Origin of the sequence: Marinobacter salarius (assembly GCF_032922745.1) — a bacterium.
Lineage (GTDB): Bacteria > Pseudomonadota > Gammaproteobacteria > Pseudomonadales > Oleiphilaceae > Marinobacter.
The window spans coordinates 2,613,206-2,636,997 of the sequence record NZ_CP136693.1 but is presented as its reverse complement, the minus strand read 5'-3'; the positions used below and the strand labels follow the sequence as shown (position 1 = coordinate 2,636,997).

Below are 23,792 nucleotides of genomic sequence, written 5' to 3'. Positions count from 1 at the left end.
CTTTATCTTACAGCCAAACCTGGTTCCGCTTTCCTAAACCGCTTCCGCAGGCTCGTCCTCATACTCAAATTGCAGTTCGCCATCCTTGAGGTGAATGTGGACATCGCCGCCGTGTTCTGACAACCGACCGAACAATATCTGTTCCGCCAAGGGGCGCTTGATCTTGTCCTGGATCAGACGTGCCATTGGGCGCGCGCCCATAGTGACGTCGTAGCCCTTCTCTGCCAGCCACTCTTTCGCGGCGTCATCCACGTGGAGCACCACATGCTTCTCATCCAGCTGTGCCTGAAGTTCGGTCAGGAACTTGTCCACCACGTGGGTGATGGTGGCCGGCTGGAGATCACCGAACTGGATAATGCTATCCAGGCGGTTGCGGAACTCCGGCGTGAAGGTCTTGGAAATGATTTCCATACCATCCGTGCTGTGGTCCTGCTCGCTGAAGCCAATGGAACGACGGGCCATGCTTTCGGCACCGGCGTTAGTGGTCATCACCAGGATCACATGACGGAAATCTGCCTTACGACCGTTGTTATCCGTGAGCGTACCGTGATCCATCACCTGCAGCAGCAAGTTAAAGACCTCCGGATGAGCCTTCTCGATCTCATCCAGCAACAGCACGCAATGCGGATGCTTGCTGACGGATTCCGTCAGCAGACCACCCTGGTCGTACCCGACATAGCCCGGAGGCGCGCCGATCAACCGGGACACCGTATGCCGTTCCATATACTCGGACATGTCGAAGCGCACCAGCTCAATACCCAATACCTTGGCCAGTTGCTTGGTGACTTCGGTCTTGCCCACACCCGTGGGGCCGGCAAACAGGAAGGCACCTTCCGGCTTCTCCGGCGCCTTCAGGCCGGCACGGGCCAGCTTGATGGCGGTGGACAACGATTCGATGGCCGGGTCTTGCCCGAAGACCACCATCTTGAGATCCCGCTCCAGATTGCGCAGCAGGTCCTTGTCGCTGGTGGAGACGTTCTTCGGAGGAATGCGGGCGATGTTGGCCACCACGTCCTCGATTTCCGACACGTCGATTGTCTTCTTACGCTTGGACGCCGCCAGCAGACGCTGATGAGCACCGGCTTCGTCGATCACGTCAATGGCCTTATCCGGCAGGTGACGGTCGGTGATGTAACGCTCAGACAGCTCCGCCGCCACACGCAGTGCCTGGTCGGTGTACTTCAGGTCATGGTGCCTCTCGAAATGGGACTTCAGCCCCTTGAGGATCTGATAGGTATCCTCAACGCTGGGTTCGTTCACATCAATCTTCTGGAAACGGCGAGCCAGCGCGCTGTCCTTCTCGAAAATGCCACGGAATTCCTGGAAGGTCGTGGAACCAATGCAACGGATTTCCCCTGAACTCAGCATCGGCTTGAGCAGGTTGGAGGCATCCATCACACCGCCGGATGCGGACCCGGCACCGATGATGGTGTGAATCTCATCGATGAACAGAATCGCATGCTTCTCTTTCTTCAATTCCGCCAGCAGCCCCTTCAGCCGCTTCTCGAAATCACCGCGGTACTTGGTACCAGCCAGCAGAGCACCAAGGTCGAGTGAATAGACCACTGCATCGGAAATGATCTCCGGCACCTGGCTATCCACGATGCGCTTGGCAAGGCCTTCGGCAATCGCAGTCTTTCCCACGCCAGCTTCGCCCACCAGGAGCGGATTGTTCTTGCGACGACGAACCAGTATCTGCACTACCCGCTCGACTTCGTGTTCACGGCCGATCAGCGGATCAATGCGGCCCTGTCGTGCCTGATCATTCAGGTTGGTTGCGTAGCTTTCCAGCGGGCGTGACGCGCCACCTTCTTCAGCGGCTTCATCGTGGGACGCCTGGTCGGGGCCCTCCTGATCTTCGGCACCCTGAACGCGCGAGATACCATGGGAAACAAAGTTCACCACATCAATGCGGGCGATGCTCTGCTTCTTAAGTACATAAACTGCCTGGCTCTCCTGCTCACTGAAGATGGCCACCAGCACATTGGCACCGGTCACCTCCTTCTTGCCAGAGGATTGTACGTGAAAAACAGCACGCTGAAGCACGCGCTGGAATCCGAGCGTGGGTTGCGTTTCCCGCTCGCTGTCGTTGCTGGGGATCAGTGGTGTGGTTGAATCCACAAACTCTACGAGTTCTTCCTGAAGCCGGGCCAGATCTGCACCGCATGCTTTCAGGACGCCCACTGCCGATTCGTTGTCGAGCAAGGCCAGCAAAAGATGCTCGACGGTCATGAACTCATGACGCTTGTCGCGGGCACTTTTGAAAGCCGTATTCAGTGTAATTTCAAGATCTTTGCTCAGCATGGGCCACCCCAAGGTCTATCAGTCCGCACGTTCAATCTCGCAAAGGAGCGGATGTTCGCATTCCGAGGAATACTGGTTCACCTGTGCCGCCTTTGTTTCCGCGATGTCCCGGGTATATACCCCGCATACAGCCTTTCCCTGCGTATGGACGAGCAGCATCACCTGCGTCGCCTTTTCTTCGTTCATACCGAAGAATGTCATCAACACATCCACAACGAAATCCATGGGTGTGTAATCGTCGTTCAGAAGCAGAACCCTGAAGCGCGCGGGGCGCTTGAGGGCGGGCTTCTCGGGAGCAACGCTGACATCGTCCTGACGCCCTGGTTGTTCGTCCTCCCCCTGACTTAATACTAGTAGAGAATTCTGGATAGTCCGCATGATTCTTTACCGGAAATCGGTGCCTCTGCTTAAAGATGGTTGTCTGCCGCCCGGTTTTCAAGGTACCTCCGGTAACCGGGCGTGCGCTGGTTATCAATATCGCCATGATACAGGCTCCGGCCCCGGTTCAACCATACATTCCGGCTATAACTGCTATTGACTCTGAGCGAATATTGGTCAACAGTACGATAGCAATGTAAAATATTGTAAATTGGCGTAAGAAGCCTGTAACAGGCTGCAATCCGTGCAAGGCGAAACGCTCGGTAATAATATCAATAACAAAGACACTGACAGTGAAAGAACAGGGGAGTTCATCATGCCAAGAGGCAAGGTAAAGTGGTTCAACAATGCCAAGGGTTATGGCTTCATTATCGAGGAAGGCTGCAGTGACGATCTGTTTGCTCACTTCTCTTCAGTGCAAATGGAAGGTTACAAAACCTTAAAGGCCGGCCAGGCCGTCACCTTCGATAAAAAGCCTAGCGACAAGGGGATCCACGCGGTCAACATTGTCCCAGAGGAGCAGCCACGGAAGCAGAGCTCACCGGAGAACTCTTCTGAAAAGGCATCCGGCAGCGATGACGACGTGGAACGGGATCAAGACAGCGGATACCAGGATCAGCCCCGCGCAGCTAACGCCTGAATGCTGACGCTGCCACAGCCCGGGCAGACAACACCGGCTCGCTATGACCGGCAAGACAGTCTACGTCCGGACGTTCGGTCGTTCCGATACCGGTTGGGGCGACCGGGCCCTGGGGTACCGAGCCCTGGGGTGTAACCCCTCCCTTCGTTTTCTTCTGGCATAATGCGCCTTTTCAAATTCGATTCCCCAAATCGAGGTTCATTTGCCACGATGGCAACGCTGATTCTGTTCAACAAACCGTTCCGGGTTCTTTGCCAATTTACCGACGAGAAAGGCGGTACGGACGGCACCCTCCGCGCCACCCTCGCCGACTGGCTTACTATTCCCGCTGTCTACCCTGCCGGCAGGCTTGACTATGACTCGGAAGGCCTCCTGCTGCTAACGGATGACGGACAGCTGCAACAGCGAATCGCCTCTCCGCGACTGAAAATGCCAAAAACGTATTGGGTTCAGGTTGAAGGCGAGATCAGCGAAACGGCGCTGAAACAGCTGCGCGAAGGCGTGGAACTGAAAGACGGTAAAACTCGCCCAGCCGAAATATCAACGATGGCACCACCGGAGATCTGGCCCAGAAACCCGCCAGTGCGGCATCGGGCATCAATCCCCACGAGTTGGGTTAAGATCACCATTACCGAAGGTAAGAATCGGCAGGTCCGTCGCATGACAGCGGCAGTTGGCTTCCCTACCCTGCGATTGATTCGCTATGGTATTGGAGACTGGACCCTGGACGGGCTTGCGCCCGGCGAATACAGGGCGACATCCGTACATGCGCCTGCACCCCCGCCAGGAAATGCGGCGCGGAAGCCGGCGAAATTTCGCAAACACCCACCCCGGAGGCGCCCCCGCCCATGACCTGGACACCCCACGCCACAGTCGCCGTTATTGTTGAAGATGACCAGGGCCGTTTTTTGCTGGTTGAGGAGCTCAGCCATGGCCAAGTGGTGTTGAACCAGCCCGCGGGCCACGTAGAGGAAGGCGAAAAAATTCTTGACGCCGCCCAGCGGGAAACCCTGGAGGAGACTGGCTGGGAGGTGACACCTGAACACTTCCTTGGCGTCTACACCTATAAGGCACCGGCGAACGGCGTTACCTATTACCGGTTTTGCTTCTCGGCCAAGGCCCTGAACCGCGTGACCGATGAACTGGACGACGGCATTATCGCCGCCCACTGGTTAACACCCGGTGAAATCCGCTCACACGCCGACAAGCTTCGGAGCCCTCTGGTCATGCAATGCATAGAAGATTACCGAAACGGACGCCGCTTTCCCCTGGATGTCATTGTCGAGCCGCAGACGTAACCTGGCTTAAATGCTAGAATCCGCCCCTTTGACCCAGACAGACCCAGACATGACTAAAGCACCTGAAAATACCCGAGTGATTGTCGGCATGTCCGGCGGCGTAGACTCTTCCGTGGCAGCCTGGCTCCTGAAGGACCAGGGTTACCAGGTGGAAGGCCTGTTCATGAAAAACTGGGACGAGGATGACGGCACCGAATACTGCACCGCCATGACCGACCTGGCGGACGCTCAGGCAGTGGCCGAAACCATCGGTATTACGCTGCACACCGCCAGCTTCGCGGCGGAATACTGGGACCGGGTATTCGAGCACTTCCTGTCGGAGTACAAGGCTGGCCGGACCCCGAATCCCGATATCCTCTGCAACAAGGAAGTGAAGTTCCGGGCGTTTCTCGATTACGCCATTACCCTGGGCGCCGACTACATTGCTACCGGCCACTACACTCGCCAGCGTCCTCTGGACGACGGAAGTGGCGGAGCCGAACTGCTCAAGGGCCTTGACCCCAATAAGGACCAGAGCTACTTCCTGCACGCCGTCTCCGGCGAACGTATTGCCCGCACGCTCTTTCCAGTGGGCGAGCTTGAAAAACCGGAAGTACGGCGCATTGCCGCCGAACAGGGCTTCATCACCCACGACAAGAAAGACTCCACCGGTATCTGCTTTATCGGGGAGCGTAAGTTCCGGGATTTCCTCAAACAGTACATTCCCGCGCAACCCGGAAATATCGAGACCCCCGATGGCCAGGTGATCGGCCGCCATCAGGGCCTGATGTACCACACCATTGGCCAGCGTCAGGGTCTGGGCATTGGCGGCCTGAGTGAGTTTGGCGACGAGCCCTGGTACGTCGCGGAGAAAGACCTGTCCCGCAACGTACTGGTTGCCGTTCAGGGCAAGCATCACCCCCTGCTGTTCGCCCGCGGACTGATCAGCGGTCCGGTAGACTGGATTGCCGGCGACGCTCCGGCTGCGGAGTTCCGCTGCAAAGCCAAGACCCGCTACCGCCAACCGGACCAGGACTGCACGGTGACAGCCCTGGACAGCGGGTTCAGGATTGTCTTTGACGATGCCCAGCGCGCCGTCACTCCGGGCCAGTCGGTTGTGTTTTACCATGACGAGGTCTGCCTTGGTGGCGGCGTTATCGAACAAACCTGGCGTGACGGTGAGCAGGCGCCCACAGGGACCGAAAACAAGGCGGAAGGAGCCGGCGCATGAGCCGATCGATACACGACCAGACCCTGGCTCTGGCGGGCGTCTTCCAGGCCTCTGCTCTGGTCCAGCAAATAGCCCATTCCGGGCAGTGCGCGGAGTCCAGCTTTGAAACCTGCCTGCGTTCGCTGTTCGCGACGCAGCCTGAAACGACCCTGGATGTGTTCGGCGGTGAACTGAAGGATCTGCGTGAAGGTCTTTCCACCCTCGCCAGCGTAATGAGCCAACAGAGCAAGCAACAGGACATTGAAGTGCTGCGTTACGCGCTGAACCTGATCAACCTCTCTTCCAAGCTTCGTCAAAACAGCGATATGCTGGATGTGGTCGGCAGTCGGATCGATCAGGCCCGGCACACCGCGAGCCATTTCGGCTACAGCCACAGCAACCTGATTGCCAACGTGGCGTCGATTTACACGGACACCATCAGCACCTTCCGCCAGCGTATCCAGGTCAGCGGTGAGCCCACGATTCTTCAACGTGAGGAGAATGCGGCCAAGGTACGTGCCCTGTTACTGGCCGGCATTCGCTCCGCCGTCCTTTGGCACCAGACCGGCGGCCGCCGCTGGCAGCTTATCTTCACTCGCCGCAAGGTCATCATGACCGCCCGGGAGTTGGCGGAGAAGGCAAACCGCTCGGTTTACGACTGAATCCCGGCCACCACTGGTGTATCATAAGCGCCCCCAGTTTTTCTTTTGACCGTATCTTTGATGACTTGAGAGGTTTTCGATGGAACTCAACGCCCTGACCGCCATTTCCCCGGTCGATGGACGCTATGGCAGTAAAGTCAGCGTTTTTCGTGACATTTTCAGTGAATATGGCCTGATCAGGAACCGCGTGACCGTTGAGCTCCGCTGGCTGCAGAAACTGGCGGCCCACCCCGGCATCACAGAGGTGCCTGCCTTCTCTGCCGACGCCAACCAGTTTCTGGATCGAATGATTTCAGAGTTCAATCTGGCAGACGCGGAACGAATCAAGGGCATTGAACGCACCACCAACCATGACGTAAAGGCGGTGGAATACTTCATCAAGGAAAAGATTGCCGAGGTTCCAGAACTGCACGCCGTTACTGAGTTCGTGCATTTTGCCTGCACCTCCGAGGACATCAACAACCTGTCCCATGCCCTGATGTTGCGCGAAGGTCTGGACCACGGCCTGCTGCCAGCCATGGAGCGCATCGTTGACCGGCTGGCAGAGTTGGCCCATGAGCACGCGGAACAACCCATGCTGTCCCGCACCCATGGCCAGACGGCCTCGCCCTCCACCGTCGGCAAGGAACTGGCCAACGTGGTTCACCGCTTGCGCCGACAGGTGACACAGATTCGCGCCGTGGAGCTGATGGGCAAGATCAACGGGGCCGTGGGCAACTACAATGCCCACCTGTCTGCCTACCCATCGATCGACTGGGCCCAGAACGCCAAGGAATTCATTGAAAGCCTGGGCCTGGACTGGAACCCTTACACCACGCAGATTGAACCCCACGATTACATCGCCGAGCTCTACGACGCCATTGCTCGATTCAACACCATTCTGATCGATCTGGACCGGGATATCTGGGGTTACATCTCCCTGGGCTACTTCAAGCAGAAAACCGTGGAAGGCGAAGTGGGCTCGTCCACCATGCCCCATAAGGTCAATCCAATTGATTTCGAGAACTCTGAAGGCAACCTGGGCATCGCCAACGCCCTGTTCAGCCACCTGTCTGCCAAGCTGCCGATTTCCCGTTGGCAGCGTGACCTGACCGACTCAACGGTTCTGCGCAACCTCGGCGTGGGTTTCGCACACAGCCTGATTGCCTACGAGGCCTCCCTGAAAGGCCTGGGCAAGCTGGAAATCAACCCGGCACGCCTGGACGAGGACCTGGATCACGCCTGGGAAGTGCTGGCGGAGCCGATCCAGACCGTTATGCGCCGGTACAACATCGAGAAGCCCTACGAAAAGTTGAAGGCGCTGACCCGTGGCAAAGCCATGACACCGGATGTGATCAAGACCTTTGTGGAGTCACTGGAAATTCCCGATGCCGCCAAGGCGGAACTGATGGAACTTACCCCAGGCTCTTACATTGGCAACGCCACGCAACAGGCACGGGATATCTGAACCATGCAACTGCCCGGCGGAATGCCCGCCCAGGAGTTCCTGCGGGACTACTGGCAAAAAAAACCACTGGTCATCCGCCAGGCCTTTGCGGGCTTTGAGTGCCCTGTCTCGGCCGACGAACTGGCAGGACTGGCCTGTGAGGACGCTGTTGAATCCCGGATTGTGATCGAGGACGACAACGGCAAACCCTGGCAGTTGCACAACGGTCCTTTCGAGCCCGAGCGTTTCAGCAAGCTGCCAGACAGCCACTGGACACTGCTGGTTCAAGGTCTTGACCACTGGGTTCCGGACTTCGCGGACCTGCTGGATGAATTCCGCTTCATACCCAACTGGCGGCTGGATGACATTATGGCCAGCTACGCGCCAAAAGGTGGCAGCGTAGGCCCCCACTACGATCAGTACGATGTCTTCCTTCTGCAAGCCGAGGGGCACCGTCGTTGGACCTTTGGCGGCCATTGTGACCACACCTCGCCGCGCGTGGACGGTACGCCGCTACGAATCCTGAGCAGTTGGGACGGCGAGGAGACGGTAACCCTGGCACCGGGAGACATGCTGTACCTGCCACCGGGCGTTGGTCATCACGGGGTCGCCGAGGACGACTGCATTACCCTGTCTATCGGGTTCCGCGCACCTACGGTCGACGATGTACTGACAGGCTTCACCGACTTCCTGTGCAGCCGCTCCGATGCCTCTGACCATCTGGATGATCCGGACCTGAAGGTCCAGGACAACCCCGGCGCCATCAAGCCCGACGTTATCCATCGGCTTGACCGCCTCATCCGCGACCAACTCAGTGATCAACGCCAGTTGGCACTCTGGTTCGGCCAGTACTCAACGGCACCCAAGAGCCTGGAAATCGTTGTGCCCGCGGAAGAACCGGTCACACCAGAGTTGCTGGGCGAGTTGATTGCGGCCGGCAACCCATTGCGCTGGAACGAGGGCTCACGTTTCGCCTACCATGACTTCGAGGACGAAACCGCCCTGTTCGTGGACGGTGAGCAGTTCCTGCTTCGGGGCGACGCACGGCCCCTGGCACCCCTTCTTTGTGCCAGCGCTCGCCCGGACATGGGCGCACTGGCCAGCTTTGCCGGTGACGATGCCATACAGGGTCTTCTGAGCACACTCGTCAACCAGGGCTCTCTGTACTTTGACTGACATCTGACTGAAACCTGGGTGAAGGCAGCATGAACGTACGGGTTCGAAAATACAGCTGGCAACTGGCGCCGGCCGATGTCCGGAACATCCGCCAGTCCGTATTCGTGGACGAGCAAAAAGTCCCACCGGAACTGGAGTGGGACGACACCGACGAAATTGCCGACCACTACCTGATGGTATTACCCGACAACACCCCCGTTGGCGTCGCCCGCCTGTTCTCCACGTTGGAGGAAACGGCACACATCGGCCGCATGGCTATTCTTCCGGCACACCGGGGCAAGGGTCTGGGTGAAGTCCTGCTACGCCATCTTGTCTCCGAAGCCGCAGAGCGTTTCACCGAGCTGCAACTTTCCGCCCAGGAACACGCCATCCCCTTCTACCAACGCTCGGGCTTTCACGTGTGTTCCGACCTCTACGACGACGCCGGAATCCCCCATGTCGACATGCGCTGCCTCGCTCCGAAGCTGGTGAACGACGCCTATTCAACCCGTGAGAATCCCATGTTGTTGGGTGAAGATCGGGACGCCTGGCTGTTTGACCGCGAGAGCACCATGGTAGATTTGATCGACTCCCTGACTGGCCAGGCGCGTCAGCGGATCTGGCTGTATGACCGGGTGCTGGACCATGATCTCTATGACCGCCTGCGCTTCCGGGAACTGATATCCGGCCTGGCCCGTCGACATCGGCTCAGTGACGTGCGGCTTCTGATTCACGATGACAAGCCGCTGGTCCAACGCCGTCACCAGATTGTTGAATTGATGCGCCGCCTGCCCAGCCGGATTGAACTGAGGCTGGTGAACGAGGATTATCCGGTGGACGACCAGCCCTTCCTGCTCGCGGACCGCGAGGGCGTGGTTTACCGGCATGACTTCTACAAGCCGGAAGGCTTTGCAACGTTTGCCAACAGCGGCCGGGTCAAACAGTTGGCTGAGTCGTTCCAGCGCATGTGGGATGCTGGAAAGAGCTCTCTGGAACTGCGAGAACTACCGCTCTGAGTGGCGGATACCGGGCACCCTGGTGGATTCAAACTGTGCTCCGAACGGGGCAAATTCCGCATCTACCTCTTCCGCCACCTCGGCAATCAGCTTACGTAACCACTGGTGATCCGTGTTGTGTTGCAACAAAGGGCTCCAGGCCATTTTGAGCTCGAACGGCGGTATCTCGAACGGTGGCACCTTAACCACCAGGTTGGCGTTGTCTTTTTGCAACCAGGCCGCCCGGCACGGCAGCGTTGCGATCAGGTCGTGCTGCTCCGCCAGCAGCATCGCCACCTGGTAATGCCGCGTAAACACGGAAATCTGGCGTTTTCGGCCCATCAGTGACAAGGCCTCGTCCACCCACCCAAGGCGCTGGACGTCTTTCGGGTTCACCCCCACCCCGACACCAAAACCGGTCTTGCTGACCCAGATATGACTGGCGTCCAGGTAGGTATCGAGGGTAAACGGCTCCTTTAGGATCGGGTTCCGTGCGTTCATCAGACAGGCAAAGTATTCCGTCCACAACGTTTTCTGGTGGAACGACTGGGGGATCTTGTCAAAACGGTTGATCGCCATATCGAGGCGCCCCTGCTCCACGTCGAGGAAGCTCACGTCACTGGGGGTAAGAACATCCAGAGTCACATGAGGCGCTTCCTGACGAATCCGGCGAAGTACCCGTGGCATCAGGCAGGATTCCGCGTAGTCACTGGCCATGATCCGAAACACGCGCTGACTTTCCATAGCCGCGAACGCGGTTTTCTCATGAACCGCCTGCTCAATATCGGACAGAATGCTCCGCACCAGTGGCTGTAGCTCAGTGGCACGCTCGGTTGCGGTCATCCCCTCACTGGTACGAACCAGCAGCGGGTCTCCGAACAGGTCCCGCAGTCGGCGCAGACCGTTGCTCATCGCGGGCTGGGTAATCCCAAGATGATTGGCGGCTTTGGTGACGTTCCGCTCCCTCAACAGTACATCGAGATAAACAAGCAGATTGAGGTCTACCCGGGAAATGTCCATGACGTGGCCCCTATCGGAAGTAACACGTAAAAAACGGCTTTTATTCACTAGAATAATGGTTAACAGGGTATCAATTCATCGTATTGATATGAAGCTGCAATCTTTCACATTTCAGAACGGAATCATCCGGGGTTTTCTGCTAATCTTCCGTATACTTGCTGGATTTCTCCGGATTTTTTCTGTGGCCGGAGCTGCCAGTGGCCTGTCCATTTAGCCGGAGTGTTTGCAACAAGATGGATACCACAATGATTGTGCTGCTGCTGGCAGCTGTCGTTACTGTTTCGATCATTATTATTGTGGCCAGTCAGATGCGAGAGCGCGCACGTATCGAGCGTATTCGCAAAACAACGGCCCTGGAAGACAGCTACAACAGAGCCAGCCGCCTGCTCTCCGAGATCCCGGGGCAGTATTTCACCGCTGACCTAAAACTGTTATTGATCAAGCGGATGGAGGAAGCTTGCAAAGACCTCCAGGGCCTTAAATCTGATCAGCCCGTTGAAGAACGACTGAGTGCTGTACAACAGCTCAAAAAGTCCGTCATGGACGGCGAAGACAAACGCGCTCCGATCAAAATCGATTCCCCGGAAAAGTCCACCTATGTCCAGGAGCTGCTGCAGAATCTGTTCAAGATGATCGAGGGCATGCACAAGGCTGGCAAGATCGATAGCGCCACAGCCAAGAAAAACCTGAAGTTCGTCCTGTTTCTGGTGCACAAGACCCACGCCGACCTGCATGTGTTCCAGGCACGCGATTATGTGAAGCAGAACCAGATTCGAAAGGCTATTCACGCCTATCATCTGGCCAGTACCGAAATGGGCAAGTCCAGGGACAATCCGATGGCCGTAAAAGCCGTAAAAAGTTTCCGAACCCGCATCAAGGAACTGGAGGCCTTGAAGGGAGATGACGCCCACAGTGCCGCGACGGCAGGACCGTCCAGCCTGGACAAGGAATGGGACACGTTCCTCCACGACGATGAGTGGCGCAAGAAAGCCGATTACGACGACTAAACATCGGCTGGCGCCGCGCCAAAACCACCGAAACGTTATGACAGGGACCGTGAAACGCCGTGACAACTGCATTCCAAAAGCGGCTATCCTATCGCCTGACCCGTGACACCGTTTTAATCGCAATGGTGTTGGGCCTTATGCTCAACATTGTCCAGGTCACTCTCGATTATTTCAGCGCCAGGGACTCCATGGAGCAGGAGATCCGTGCGCTCATCGAAATCAGCCACAGCCCCGCTTCCCAGATCGCCTATAACATTGACATCCGGCTTGCGGAAGAGCTTCTTGACGGCCTACTTCGCCACCCTGCAACGATCGACGCCCGCATTATCGACAACAATGGCCAAACCATGGCTGCCGCGAGCCAGAGTAGCCCTGATTCACGTTATCGTTGGATCAGCGACCTGTTGTTCGGCGACAGCCGCGTATTCAGCCAGGAACTGGTGGTGCCGCAACTGAGCGATCTTCCCCTGGGCAGTCTCACGGTAACCATTGATACCTACCACTACGGCCTGCTGTTCCTCCAACGGGCAGCCTATACGGTCATCAGCGGCCTGCTGAAAAGCCTGGTGCTGACCGCTGCGCTGCTGTTCATTTTCTTCTTCGTGTTGACCCGGCCCATGCTGAACGTTATCAGCGCTCTTAGTCGGGTTAAGGCTGAGACGCCCGAAAAGGTCCGTCTTCCAGTGCCGGAAAATCATCGTGAGGATGAAATCGGCCTGATGGTTGGTGTTATTAATCAGCACCTGGAAACCATTGATTCCAGCCTCGCACAGCTCAGGATGGCCGAAAGTGCGATGAAGAACTACTCCAGTCAGTTGGAACAGGAGGTGGAAGACCGTACGCGGGAAATTTCCGAGAAAAATGAAGCCTTGCAGCGAGGCAATCGTGCATTGGTTCGCGCCAAAGAGGATGCTGTACGCCGTGCCAGGGCCCGTGCCAACTTCCTGGCCAGCATGAGCCATGAGATACGCACACCACTTAACGGCGTTCTCGGGATGCTTGGCCTGGCACTGGAAGGCGACATGGAACAGGCGCAACGAAACCGGCTGGAAATTGCGCTCAACGCAGGCCAGAGCCTGCTCGGCCTATTGAACGACATTTTGGACATATCCAAGGTCGAAGCCGGGAAGCTGAGCCTGGAGAACATCCCGTTTTCGCTCCGCAACCTGGTGGAAGAGTGCGCGACGCTGCATGCCCAGCAAGCCAGGCGAAAGAATATTGATGTGGTGGCGGATATTGATTGTGAACTGCCGGAATCCTTCCTGGGCGACCCGACACGCACACGGCAGATCCTCAACAACCTGCTCAGCAATGCCATTAAGTTCACTAAGTTGGGTTGCGTTCGAATTCGTGCCACCCGCTACAACGGCAACGTGCGCATTGACGTTATTGACACCGGCATTGGCATGTCCAAGGAAGGACTGCATCGCATATTCTCACCCTTCTCTCAGGCGGACAGCGATACCACCCGGCTCTATGGTGGTACTGGCCTGGGCCTGACATTATGTCGTCAACTGGTGGAACGGATGCACGGCCAGATCCTGGTAGACTCCGAGGAAGATGAAGGCACGCATTTCACCGTTAATCTGCCCCTCCCGGTTCATGATGAGCAAGAGAGCAGACCGTCGATACCTGCCATTCCAGACCAACTCCGGCAGATAGGTGTGGATATGGGCATGCCCCAGGCATATCCACATCGCGGCCCCATCGAGCATCAACTGAGAGCCTGGAGCATTCCATTTCGCGAGGCGGCACCTGGCGGAGAGGGAATCCTGATGATCGTCGCCGACGAAAGCGACGAAACCGCAGGTCAGCTTGCGTCGGCCTGGCCCGGCACCGGCATTATCCTGGTGGACAGGGACAGCACCACCCAGCCCTCCGAAGATCGTCAGATACTGTCGATGCCACTGAGGCGTGAGCAATTGTTCCGCGCTCTTTGCAGGGCCGCCGGTCTGGAGCAGGACGCCACCGGTAGTATGGCTGCCGCCGTCGGCACGCCAGCCAGCGCGTCACGCGCGCTCAACCTTTTACTGGTCGAAGACAATCAGGTCAATCAGGTGGTCGCCAGCGGCATGCTGAAGAAGCTGGGCCACACCGTCACCCTGGCCGAAAATGGCAGGCAGGCACTGGACGCCTTGCAGCAGAGCGGAGGAGCATTCGATATTGTATTGATGGATTGCCAGATGCCGGTGATGGACGGTTATGAGGCCACCCGCAATATTCGTGCAAACCCCGAGTGGCAGGGTTTGCCGGTGATCGCAGTCACCGCCAACGTCATGCAGGGAGACCGGGACGACTGCCTCGAGTCTGGCATGAACGACTACATCACCAAGCCGTACAATCGCGCTGACCTCAAATCCATTATCGACCGCTGGGCGCCTCCTCAGCCTCCAAAAGGCTGAGAACCGATCGCAACTCTTCCCTCAATTCCACAATGCGCTCCTGATCAATGCCCGTGCCGCAGAGCAGGCGGTCGGGAATATCCCGGGCCTGCTGGCGCATGGCACGCCCATTTTCCGTGGGAGCGACCCTGACCACCCGTTCATCGGTGGTATCGCGCAGACGGGTCACCAGCTCACGCTCGGCCAGACGTTTAAGCAACGGCGTCAGGGTTCCGGAATCCAGACGCAGTCGTTTACCCAGGTCAGACACCCTGACCGTCTGTCCATTCTCCCCTGCTTCCCACAGCACCAACATAACCAGGTACTGCGGATAGGTCAGATTCAGTTCCGCCAGCAGCGGACGGTAGCGGGCGGTTATTGCCCTGTTGGCGGCGTAGAGTGCAAAACAGAGCTGATTATCCAGCGCCAGGACGTCGTCTTCGTCAGTCATGGTTTACAGTAACGCTTCAATGTCGGCGCGAATGGCAGACGGCTTGGTGGTTGGCGGGTAACGACGCACCACTTCACCCTCACGATTCACCAGGAACTTGGTGAAGTTCCATTTAACGGCTTCCGAACCCAACAACCCCTTGGCACTGTGCTTCAGGTACTCAAACAGCGGATGGGCATTAGGGCCGTTGACGTCAATCTTTGCAAACATGGGAAAGTCCACGCCGTAGTTAAGGCTACAGAATTCACTGATAGCCTTGTCGTCCGCCGGGTCCTGATTCCGGAACTGGTTGCAGGGAAAGCCGAGCACTTCGAGGCCTTTTTCTTTCAGCTCGACGTACAGGGTCTGCAAACCCTCGAACTGAGGGGTAAAACCGCATTTGCTGGCCGTGTTTACGATCAACAGAACTTTGCCACGGAACTCATCCAGGGAATGCTCCTCGCCGCGAATATCGGCCGCGTTAAAGTCGTAGATGCTTTGCGTGCTCATTACATTCCTCCCTTGTATTTTTCGCTATTATATTGTGCACAACCCTATTTACAACTGATTCCGCCACGGTTGTCACGCTCAGTTCATGGAATCTGTGAGCTTTGGGCGTTAAATCTCCGCATTTGTGCCACAATTCATCACAATTGGCCTGTTGCCGCCGGCCGTTGCTCCGCTAGAATACAGGCTTGTCTTTGAAACATGGCACTTGTCACCTTACTGATCTGAGGAACTACCGGGCTTATGCAGAACTATCTCAAATCCGCCAAGCTGGATAACGTGTGTTACGAGATACGTGGCGTGGTTCTGCGTGAAGCCCGTCGGCTGGAGGAAGAGGGCCACCGGGTTCTTAAACTCAACATCGGCAACCCAGCGGCTTTCGAACTGGACGTACCCGAGGAAATCCAGCAGGACGTTATTCACAACATGCCCCTGGCCCAGGGGTATGTTGAATCAAAAGGGTTGTTCTCCGCCCGTAAGGCGGTGATGCACTATTGCCAACAACGGGGCATCAACAAGGTGGATATCGACGATATCTACCTGGGCAATGGCGTCAGCGAAATGATTGTGATGTCCATGCAGGCCATGCTCAATACCGGCGACGAGGTGCTGATCCCGGCCCCTGACTACCCGCTCTGGACGGCCGCCGTGACCCTGTCCAGTGGCAAGCCGGTTCACTACCGCTGCGACGAGCAACAGGACTGGTTCCCGGATATCGACGATATCCGCAAGAAAATCACCCGCCGCACCCGGGCTATCGTGCTTATCAACCCCAACAACCCGACCGGCGCCGTGTACTCCCGCGAATTGCTGGAACAGGTGGTGGAACTGGCGCGGCAGCACAACCTGATCGTGCTGTCAGATGAGATCTACGACAAAATCCTGTACGACGGCACTGAACATGTCCCCACCGCGTCACTGGCGGATGACGTACTGTTCTTTACCTATAACGGCCTGTCCAAGAACTATCGTGCCGCCGGCTACCGTTCCGGCTGGATGATTATCAGCGGCGCCAAACACCGCGCGCAGGACCTGATCGAGGGCATCGAAATGCTCTCCAACATGCGCTTGTGCGCCAATGTACCGGCACAGCTGGCCATCCAGACCGCGCTGGGGGGCTACCAGTCGATTGAAGACCTGGTGGCACCGGGGGGTCGCCTGTTCGAACAACGGGAAACCGCCTGGAACCTGCTCAATGATATTCCAGGCGTCAGCTGTGTTAAGCCCAAAGGCGCTCTATATCTGTTTCCAAAGCTGGACCCCAAGCGCTTCCCCATCGTCAATGACGAAAAGCTGGTACTGGACCTGCTGCTGCAGGAACGCATCCTCCTGGTTCAGGGTTCCGCCTTCAACATCGACGACAAGCAACACCTGCGTGTCGTCTTCCTGCCTCGTGAGGACGCCCTTGAGGATGCCATGAAGCGTTTGGCACACTTCCTGTCGTCCTACCAGTTGTGAAGGAGGCTTGATGGCGGACATTCATATCGAAGAGTTCTACAAGGACGCCGCAATCGCTCTGGTTCAGCTCTATAATGCGTTTCCCCGCCGGGTGAACCTGTTTGTGGAAGACATTGCCGGCCCTGACGAACCAGACGAGTTCGGGCTCCACAGCAAGCGGCACATGGCCTGCTTCGGCACCCTGCTCTGGTTGGCCGAGGAAGGCCTGCTCCGTTACGTGGATACCATCCGCCAGGAAGCTCTGGACCAGGCCGTACTGACCCAGCAGGCGTTCGTGCGCCTGAGCTCACCTGCCAGTCCTGACCTGAATGAGGAAAACCACTCCGACAGCGGCCAGGACCTGCCACCGGCCGTTCGAGAGGACTTCTCCACTCATATTCACACGCTGCGCAGCGCCCTTCGAAGCGGCAGTTCGGCCAGGATCAGCCGCGTTATGCAGGCGACGTTCTTTCGAGACCGGTCCGATCATTAAATTGGCGTAAACCTGTTGAACGTGGCCATGCTGGCCACATATAAATACCCAGACACGAACCGCGGTCTGCGGCCGATGATTCAACAAGGGATTCAAGATGCGTATTCTGCTGTTTCTTGCCACCAACCTGGCTGTCATTCTTGTCGCCAGCTTCACCCTGAAACTTCTGGGCGTTGACAGCTACCTCGCCCAGAACGGGATCCAGTACGGCTCACTGCTTGCCTTTGCCGCAGTGTTTGGCTTTGCCGGCGCCATTGTATCGCTGCTGATTTCCAAACCTGTGGCGAAGTGGAGCACCAAGGCAAAAGTGATCGAGTCGCCACGCACACCGGCTGAGCGCTGGCTGGTAGACACCGTTCGCGAGCTTTCGAAAAATGCCGGCATCGGTATGCCGGAAGTCGCCATTTTCCCAGCCTCACAATCCAATGCCTTTGCCACCGGCTGGAACAAGAACAACTCCCTGGTAGCCGTCAGCGAGGGACTGCTGCACCGCTTTAACCAGGATGAGATTCGGGCGGTCCTGGGGCACGAAATAGGTCACGTGGCCAACGGCGACATGGTAACCCTGGCGCTGATTCAGGGTGTGGTGAACACGTTCGTGATTTTTGCGTCCCGGGTGATCGGCTCGTTTGTTGACCGCGTGGTGTTCAAGAACGAGAGCGGGCACGGTATCGGCTTCTTTGTGGTCAGTATCGCGGCGGAAATCGTGCTGGGCATCCTTGCCAGCACCATCGTGTTCTGGTTCTCGCGTCGCCGGGAATACCGTGCCGACATCGCTGGCGCGCAACTGGCAGGCCGCGGGGCCATGATCAACGCCTTGGCGCGGCTAAAACAGGAAAGCGAAGTGCCTGATCAAATGCCCGACAGCCTGCAGGCGTTTGGCATTAATCGAGGTGCGAGGGCGGGAATCAGCGCCCTGTTCATGACACACCCGCCGCTGGACAGCCGGATCGAGGCTCTGAAGAGCGCGCCACTTTAATACGTGCGAATAGATGCGAACAGGCGCGTTGCCGGGAACGTCAGAGCTTCAGTTTAAAGCCAAGGGCCCGGAAAGTATCCTGCATGGATTTACTGGTGCCCTTGAGCTGGATCTTCAGGCTGGAAAACTCCCGGCGGACGGGATAATCCCGGCGCAACCGGTCAAAGGCCTGGGCCCGATCTTCCAGTGGCAACGCCATTGCCAATCGCATGCGGGCGTCATCCTGGCGCGGATCGTAGCAGGAGCGTATGGCAATATTGGCTGACGCCATTTCTTCTGCCGCACTGGTAAAGGACAGTTTGTTCAGCGCCGGCTCTGGCAGGAACTGGCCAGCCTTCTTGCGGGCAGGAAGCCCCATATAACGGCTCAGGGCCTGGTAGACCATCTCACTACCCTGCACCTTACCTTCCAGGCTATAGCCTGCGATATGGGGAGTGGAAAGCCATACTTTTTCCACCAGTTCAGCGTGAACCCGGGGCTCATGCTCAAAGACATCCAGTACCACTGTGGGCGCGTTTGGCGCCTCCAGACGCGCCAGCAAGGCGGAGGTGTCGATTACTGCGCCCCGGCTGGTATTGATCAGCAACTGGTCTTCAGTCAGCGAAGACAGACGTTCCTGCCCGAACATATGGAACGTTGCATGCTTTCCCTCGCGGGTCAATGGCGTGTGCAGTGTTACCACGTCGCACGCCATGGCCTCGTCAAGACCGACATACTGCTCGCCTTCGTCGCCTTCCCGTTCCGCCCTTGGCGGGTCGCAAAGGCGTACATTGAAACCGAGCCTGTCCAGCTTGTGTGCAAGCTCTCCACCCACATTGCCGGCACCCACGATACCAACACTGAGTTTTGACCAATCCACAACGCCACGCTTTTCCGCGTGCAGCGAGATCACTGACAGCACGTACTCAACCACACTGTTGGCGTTGCAGCCGGGAGCCGCCGAAAACGCGATGCGGCTGGATTCAAGCCAATTCTGGTCGACATGATCAGTGCCGATGGTACAGGTTCCAACGAAGCGGACCCGGCTTCCTTCAAGCAACGCCTGATTAACCCGAGTGACTGAACGCACCAGCAGGATATCCGCATTCTGAACATCCGCAGCAGACATCGTGCGCCCGGACACTGGTCGTATCTCGCCGATATCGCCAAAAAACGATTCCAGTAAGGGTATGTTCTCGTCCGCTACTATCCGCATGATCCTGCTTCCCGACCTGTTAGTTCCTGCGTTGACGCTGGTTTCCGCCACGTCCACCCTGGCTGCGGTTGCCCTGGGGGCGCCGGCCACCACGCTTGCGAGTGATCGGCGGTTTGGCGAGTTCGGTCATCAGCGCTTCATCCGGCACCGCCGTGGTCAGTTTCTGGCTGATGTAGGACTCGATAGCCGGCAGTGAAAAAGCATCGTCTTCACTGGCAAAGCTGACAGAGACTCCGTGCTTCCCCGCCCGACCGGTGCGCCCGATACGGTGAACGTAATCTTCAGCGTTATCCGGAAGATTATAGTTGAATACATGGGTTACACCGTCAACGTGGATACCACGACCGGCGACATCCGTGGCAACCAGTACCTGAATGCTGCCATTCTTGAACTGTTCCAATGTCTTCAGCCGCTTGTTCTGGGCGATTTCCCCGGACATCAGCGCGACCTTTACGCCCTGGTTGCGAAGGTCCTCATCCAGGTCACGACACTGGTCACGACGGTTCGCAAAGACGATGGCTTTTTCCACCTCGGGGCGCTGAAGGTAGTTGACCAGCACCGGCAGTTTTTCATCCTCGCCCACCAGATAGACAGTTTGCTTCACCCGCTCAGCGGTCTTCTGTTCCGGTTCGATCTCGACGAATTCCGCACTTTTGGTCCACATCGAGGCGAGGTTGAGGACGTCCTGGTTAAAGGTGGCGCTGAACAGCAAGGTCTGACGCTCTTCCTTTGGCGTGCACTTGCGGATAATGCGCTTCACATCGGGAATAAAGCCCATGTCCAGCATCCGGTCCGCTTCATCCAGGATCAGGATGTCGAGCTGGTCGAGAAAAACGTCCTGAGAGCCCAGGAAATCAATCAGCCGGCCCGGGGTTGCCACCAGTATGTCAACGATCTCGTTCTGTAACTGGTCTCGCTGCTTGTCGTAGTTCATGCCGCCTACCACAGTGACCACATTGTGCCCCGTGTACCCACACAGCTGCTCAGCATCCTTGGCGATCTGCATGGCCAGTTCACGAGTTGGCGCCAGTGCCAGAACCCTGGGTTCCGAGGCGAACCGGTCCTCTTTCGGAATCGGCGTTTCCAGCATGCTCTGGATGGCAGTAATCAGGAATGCGGCGGTTTTTCCGGTGCCGGTCTGAGCCTGGCCGATCAGGTCCTGGCACGCCAGGGTGAACGGAAGGGTCTCGGCCTGGATAGGCGTGCAATGCTCAAAACCGATATCGGTGATGGCATCGAGCACTCGCTGGTCAAGGTTAAGATCCTTGAAAAAGGTTTTGCCGGCTTCGGGTGCGTCAGATGTCATGTTGTTTCAATCTACCTCAATGTCTGTGGCGGAATCGTCGGGCATCAGGCGCCTGGTCTCTTTCTTCCAGACTTCGTTAAAGTCAGCCCCGGTTCCATAAAATGTCTTGAGCGTCTCGAAAAACAGGCCCGCGCGGGCCGGCATGCCGTGCTCAAGGTAATAATCTGCCTGCGCCCGCACATTCCTGCGAAAGGCGCTCTCATCCCATGCCCCGCAACCGGAGAGATTGTCGACACTGATGTGGAAACGTGTGCCCGATGCGGCAGAGAACAGCCATTCCAGAGCCTGCGGCTTGATTTCAGCCTTTTCGAACGCTTGCTGCTGCGCCTCGTCGCGGCCATCGGGACAGTACCAGTAGCCAAAGTCCCGAAGTGTGCGCCGGTGCTCACCGGCGATACACCAATGACTGATTTCGTGCAGAGCACTGGCATAATAACCGTGAGCAAAGATAATCTGCGCGTAATTGCCAGACGCCGTTGCGGGCAGGTATTCAGGCTCATCGCTGCCCTTGACCAGAACGGTCCGGTAATCCCCCCGGAACAGGTCACTGAACAGCATGATAAGATCATCAGGATCGTGTTTCATGGGACGGCTATTGTGCGACTTTAGACCGTTCAATACCAGAGGGAACTTTTGCCTGACAAATGAGTCCATTGCAACCTTGGGATGCAACGTTTCAACTGGCACAGAGACCGCGCAGATATTTCCGGAACCAGCTACGGTAATCCATTGACTATGACCGGCAACAACACAGCCTCACGCAGTAGTGCTCCCCATCGGGTACTGAACCGCTTTTTACTGTTTCTGGCACTGTCCACCGTATCGCTGTTCGCGTCCGGGGCAGGCAATTCGCTGTTCGGCGGCAGCAACGATTTCCTGCCGGTGGACGAAGCCCTGCCGTTCAATTACACCGTTGATACCGGCGCTATTGTGCTGTCATGGGATGTCACCCCTGAACACTACCTCTACAAAGGCCGCATCCAGGTAAGCAGCAAAACAGACGGCGTCACCCTGGGAGAGCCCGTTTTCTCATACACCGGTACCGATACGGAGGATGAGTTCTTCGGTAAGGTCACGGTCTTCTACGATCCGGTTCAGGCACGCGTCCCGGTCAATCTTCCTGAAGGCGTCCGCGAGGCGGAGCTTCAGGTTACCTACCAGGGCTGTGCCAAGGCAGGTCTATGCTACCCGCCGCAAACCCGTGACGCGCTGTACTACGCCAGCTCCGGAAGCAACGACGCCCCCGTTCCTGCCGGCATGTCCGGCTCTTCGGGGTCATCAGGCACTACCCAGTCATCGTCGACAAACGCACCCTCGGATACATCCACGGCGACCGGGCTCGCCGGTTTTTTGGCCAACCAGTCTGTTTTGGTCATCGCGGCCCTGTTTTTGCTGCTGGGGCTGGGCCTGACCTTTACACCCTGCGTCCTGCCCATGGTGCCGATCATTTCCTCACTGGTGTCCAGTCGCAACACCAGTACCACCGCCCACGCACTACTGCTTTCCGGCAGCTATGTCCTGGGTATGGCACTGACCTATGCCGCAGCGGGTGTGATTACCGGGTTGCTGGGTGCCAGCTTCAACCTTCAGGCACACCTACAGTCGCCGTGGGTGCTGAGCGTTTTCGCGGCACTGTTCGTGGTATTTGCCCTCTCCATGTTCAACCTGTTTGAGATCCAGCTTCCCCGGTTTATCCGGGAGCCGCTCAACGATGCCAGCCATCGCCTGACCGGAAGCCGCGTGATCAGCATCTTCGGCATCGGCGCGCTGTCAGCACTGATCGTTTCACCCTGCGTATCGGCACCGCTTGCTGGTAGCTTGCTGTACATCAGTACCACCCAGGATGCCGTCATCGGAGGCGTTGCCCTGTTCGCCCTTGGGCTTGGCATGGGCATTCCCCTGATACTCGTGGCGGTGGGCGGCCGTAAGCTGTTGCCCTCCACCGGTCCCTGGATGAACGTGGTCAAAGCCTTCTACGGCGTCATGCTGCTGGCTGTCGCGATCTGGTTGGTGGAACGGCTGGTCCCGGCCTGGCTGGCGCTGACACTCTGGGGTTTACTGATTGCCGTTACCGGCGTGCAACTCGGAGCCTTCGATGCCGCAAAGGCTGGCTGGGAGCGCACCCGCAAAGGTCTGGGCCTGGTGATGTTTGCCTACGGCATCGCGTTATTGGCCGGTGCCGTATCCGGCGCCAACGACCCGATGAAGCCTTTAGCGCCGTTCACGGCCTCCAACCCGGCGGTTGCTGATGGCTCTGCGCCCCAGATGGCCCACGCCCAATTCCTTCGGTTGGAGTCGCCTGCCGATATTCGCAATCAACTGGCCCAGGCGAAGCGAGACGGCACCCCGGTCATGCTGGACTTCTACGCCGACTGGTGCATCTCCTGCAAGGTCATGGAGCGTAACGTCTTCAGCAACGGCTCTGTGATCCAGGCGCTGTCACCGTACACACTGCTGCAACTGGACATGACGGACAACACGCCCGCCCAGCAGGCACTGCTTGAAGAACTGGGGCTGTTCGGCCCCCCGGCCATTCTGTTCTATGGCAACGATGGGGCTGAGCTGGAAACCGCCCGGATACTGGGCGAAATGGACCGCGAACAGTTCCTCGGCCATCTAAACGCACTGGACATGTCCGGCGGCTCCTGACGGCCTTCGGTCATTCCCCCCGGCGGATAAAGTAAACGAATTCCTGGTCGTCCTCAGCGCTGTAAACCAACTCGTGATTCAGGAACTGGCAGAACCTCGGTATATCCCGGGTTGTTGACGGGTCCGTGGCAACCACCTTCAAGACGCCCCCTATACTGATATCCACGATTCTGTTGTGCAGCAGCATGACGGGTTCCGGGCAAAACAGTCCCCGGGCGTCCAGCTCTGCATCGTGTTCCGGTTGTTCCAATGTTCTTCCTCCTGCGATTCCACCTGAATTTTGAAAAATACGTGCTAAATTATTGTTTATAGATAGATGTCAAAAACAAAACGAGGTAAAC

At 57.4% G+C, this 23,792-nt stretch carries 23 protein-coding genes; 14 read left to right on the top strand and 9 right to left on the bottom strand.

Annotated features, from left to right (window positions below; translation table 11 throughout):
- Nucleotides 1-33: 33 nt before the first annotated feature.
- On the bottom strand, nt 34-2,304 hold the full coding sequence (gene clpA, locus R1T46_RS12165; RefSeq protein WP_317305547.1) for an ATP-dependent Clp protease ATP-binding subunit ClpA: 2,271 nt from the start codon (nt 2,302-2,304) through the stop codon (nt 34-36).
- Between the two features lie 18 nt (nt 2,305-2,322).
- Nucleotides 2,323-2,682: an ATP-dependent Clp protease adapter ClpS gene (gene clpS / locus R1T46_RS12160; protein ID WP_317305546.1), complete on the bottom strand. Its 360-nt coding sequence runs from the start codon at nt 2,680-2,682 to the stop codon at nt 2,323-2,325.
- A gap of 316 nt (nt 2,683-2,998) precedes the next feature.
- On the opposite strand from clpS, the gene R1T46_RS12155 reads away from it, so the two are divergent.
- From R1T46_RS12155 to R1T46_RS12120, 8 genes are all read left to right on the top strand, one after another.
- On the top strand, nt 2,999-3,322 hold the full coding sequence (locus tag R1T46_RS12155; RefSeq protein WP_317308308.1) for a cold shock domain-containing protein: 324 nt from the start codon (nt 2,999-3,001) through the stop codon (nt 3,320-3,322).
- A gap of 210 nt (nt 3,323-3,532) precedes the next feature.
- Complete coding sequence (locus R1T46_RS12150; protein WP_317305545.1) at nt 3,533-4,174, top strand: pseudouridine synthase; 642 nt, start codon at nt 3,533-3,535, stop codon at nt 4,172-4,174.
- Nucleotides 4,171-4,620, top strand: a complete 450-nt coding sequence (locus R1T46_RS12145; protein ID WP_317305544.1) for an NUDIX hydrolase — start codon at nt 4,171-4,173, stop codon at nt 4,618-4,620. Before R1T46_RS12150 ends, R1T46_RS12145 begins: the two co-directional genes overlap by 4 nt.
- A gap of 49 nt (nt 4,621-4,669) precedes the next feature.
- Nucleotides 4,670-5,830, top strand: coding sequence for a tRNA 2-thiouridine(34) synthase MnmA (gene mnmA, locus R1T46_RS12140; protein ID WP_317305543.1), 1,161 nt, complete (start codon nt 4,670-4,672; stop codon nt 5,828-5,830).
- Entirely contained in the window at nt 5,827-6,471 is a 645-nt protein-coding gene (hflD, locus tag R1T46_RS12135) for a high frequency lysogenization protein HflD (RefSeq protein ID WP_199447002.1), read from the top strand. The genes mnmA and hflD overlap by 4 nt, the downstream gene beginning before the upstream one ends.
- Nucleotides 6,472-6,550: 79 nt before the next feature.
- On the top strand, nt 6,551-7,918 hold the full coding sequence (gene purB / locus R1T46_RS12130; protein WP_317305542.1) for an adenylosuccinate lyase: 1,368 nt from the start codon (nt 6,551-6,553) through the stop codon (nt 7,916-7,918).
- Between the two features lie 3 nt (nt 7,919-7,921).
- The gene (locus tag R1T46_RS12125) at nt 7,922-9,073 is read left to right on the top strand and encodes a cupin domain-containing protein (RefSeq protein ID WP_317305541.1); all 1,152 of its coding nucleotides are present in this window, start codon (nt 7,922-7,924) and stop codon (nt 9,071-9,073) included.
- 29 nt (nt 9,074-9,102) lie between these two features.
- The gene (locus R1T46_RS12120) at nt 9,103-10,068 is read left to right on the top strand and encodes a GNAT family N-acetyltransferase (RefSeq protein WP_317305540.1); all 966 of its coding nucleotides are present in this window, start codon (nt 9,103-9,105) and stop codon (nt 10,066-10,068) included.
- On the opposite strand, the gene R1T46_RS12115 is transcribed toward R1T46_RS12120, so the two are convergent.
- Nucleotides 10,057-11,067, bottom strand: coding sequence for a LysR family transcriptional regulator (locus R1T46_RS12115; protein WP_317305539.1), 1,011 nt, complete (start codon nt 11,065-11,067; stop codon nt 10,057-10,059). The genes R1T46_RS12120 and R1T46_RS12115 overlap by 12 nt on opposite strands.
- Nucleotides 11,068-11,300: 233 nt before the next feature.
- On the opposite strand from R1T46_RS12115, the gene R1T46_RS12110 reads away from it, so the two are divergent.
- Together R1T46_RS12110 and R1T46_RS12105 are read left to right on the top strand one after the other, a co-directional pair.
- Nucleotides 11,301-12,074 carry a hypothetical protein gene (locus tag R1T46_RS12110; RefSeq protein ID WP_317305538.1) on the top strand — a complete coding sequence of 258 codons (774 nt, stop codon included), beginning with the start codon at nt 11,301-11,303 and terminating at the stop codon, nt 12,072-12,074.
- A gap of 59 nt (nt 12,075-12,133) precedes the next feature.
- Nucleotides 12,134-14,476: an ATP-binding protein gene (locus R1T46_RS12105; RefSeq protein WP_407070160.1), complete on the top strand. Its 2,343-nt coding sequence runs from the start codon at nt 12,134-12,136 to the stop codon at nt 14,474-14,476.
- Here R1T46_RS12105 and R1T46_RS12100 read toward each other — a convergent pair.
- Nucleotides 14,436-14,906 carry a MarR family transcriptional regulator gene (locus tag R1T46_RS12100; protein ID WP_317305537.1) on the bottom strand — a complete coding sequence of 157 codons (471 nt, stop codon included), beginning with the start codon at nt 14,904-14,906 and terminating at the stop codon, nt 14,436-14,438. The two genes, R1T46_RS12105 and R1T46_RS12100, sit on opposite strands and share 41 nt — an antisense overlap.
- 3 nt (nt 14,907-14,909) lie before the next feature.
- Complete coding sequence (locus R1T46_RS12095) at nt 14,910-15,395, bottom strand: glutathione peroxidase (RefSeq protein WP_317305536.1); 486 nt, start codon at nt 15,393-15,395, stop codon at nt 14,910-14,912.
- 240 nt (nt 15,396-15,635) lie between these two features.
- Between R1T46_RS12095 and R1T46_RS12090 the strand changes: the two genes are divergently transcribed.
- The 3 genes from R1T46_RS12090 to htpX all read left to right on the top strand — a co-directional run bounded on the left by R1T46_RS12090 (nt 15,636) and on the right by htpX (nt 18,301).
- Nucleotides 15,636-16,850, top strand: coding sequence for a pyridoxal phosphate-dependent aminotransferase (locus R1T46_RS12090; RefSeq protein WP_317305535.1), 1,215 nt, complete (start codon nt 15,636-15,638; stop codon nt 16,848-16,850).
- A 10-nt stretch (nt 16,851-16,860) separates the two neighbouring features.
- Nucleotides 16,861-17,322, top strand: coding sequence for a hypothetical protein (locus tag R1T46_RS12085; protein WP_317305534.1), 462 nt, complete (start codon nt 16,861-16,863; stop codon nt 17,320-17,322).
- Between the two features lie 97 nt (nt 17,323-17,419).
- A complete protein-coding gene (gene htpX / locus R1T46_RS12080) occupies nt 17,420-18,301 on the top strand; it encodes a protease HtpX (RefSeq protein ID WP_317305533.1) in 882 nt (293 codons plus the stop codon).
- Nucleotides 18,302-18,341: 40 nt separating this feature from the next.
- On the opposite strand, the gene pdxB is transcribed toward htpX, so the two are convergent.
- From pdxB to R1T46_RS12065, 3 genes are read right to left on the bottom strand one after another with little or no spacing between them, the layout of a single operon-like run.
- A complete protein-coding gene (pdxB, locus tag R1T46_RS12075) occupies nt 18,342-19,496 on the bottom strand; it encodes a 4-phosphoerythronate dehydrogenase PdxB (RefSeq protein WP_317305532.1) in 1,155 nt (384 codons plus the stop codon).
- Between the two features lie 19 nt (nt 19,497-19,515).
- Nucleotides 19,516-20,802, bottom strand: coding sequence for a DEAD/DEAH box helicase (locus tag R1T46_RS12070; protein WP_041334245.1), 1,287 nt, complete (start codon nt 20,800-20,802; stop codon nt 19,516-19,518).
- A 6-nt stretch (nt 20,803-20,808) separates the two neighbouring features.
- Nucleotides 20,809-21,387 carry an elongation factor P hydroxylase gene (locus tag R1T46_RS12065; protein ID WP_317305531.1) on the bottom strand — a complete coding sequence of 193 codons (579 nt, stop codon included), beginning with the start codon at nt 21,385-21,387 and terminating at the stop codon, nt 20,809-20,811.
- A gap of 150 nt (nt 21,388-21,537) precedes the next feature.
- Here R1T46_RS12065 and dsbD point away from each other — a divergent pair, with 150 nt between their 5' ends.
- The gene (gene dsbD, locus R1T46_RS12060; RefSeq protein WP_317305530.1) at nt 21,538-23,451 is read left to right on the top strand and encodes a protein-disulfide reductase DsbD; all 1,914 of its coding nucleotides are present in this window, start codon (nt 21,538-21,540) and stop codon (nt 23,449-23,451) included.
- A 10-nt stretch (nt 23,452-23,461) separates the two neighbouring features.
- Here the strand turns inward: dsbD and tusA are convergent, their stop codons facing one another.
- Nucleotides 23,462-23,701, bottom strand: coding sequence for a sulfurtransferase TusA (gene tusA, locus R1T46_RS12055; protein ID WP_317305529.1), 240 nt, complete (start codon nt 23,699-23,701; stop codon nt 23,462-23,464).
- Nucleotides 23,702-23,792: the final 91 nt, after the last annotated feature.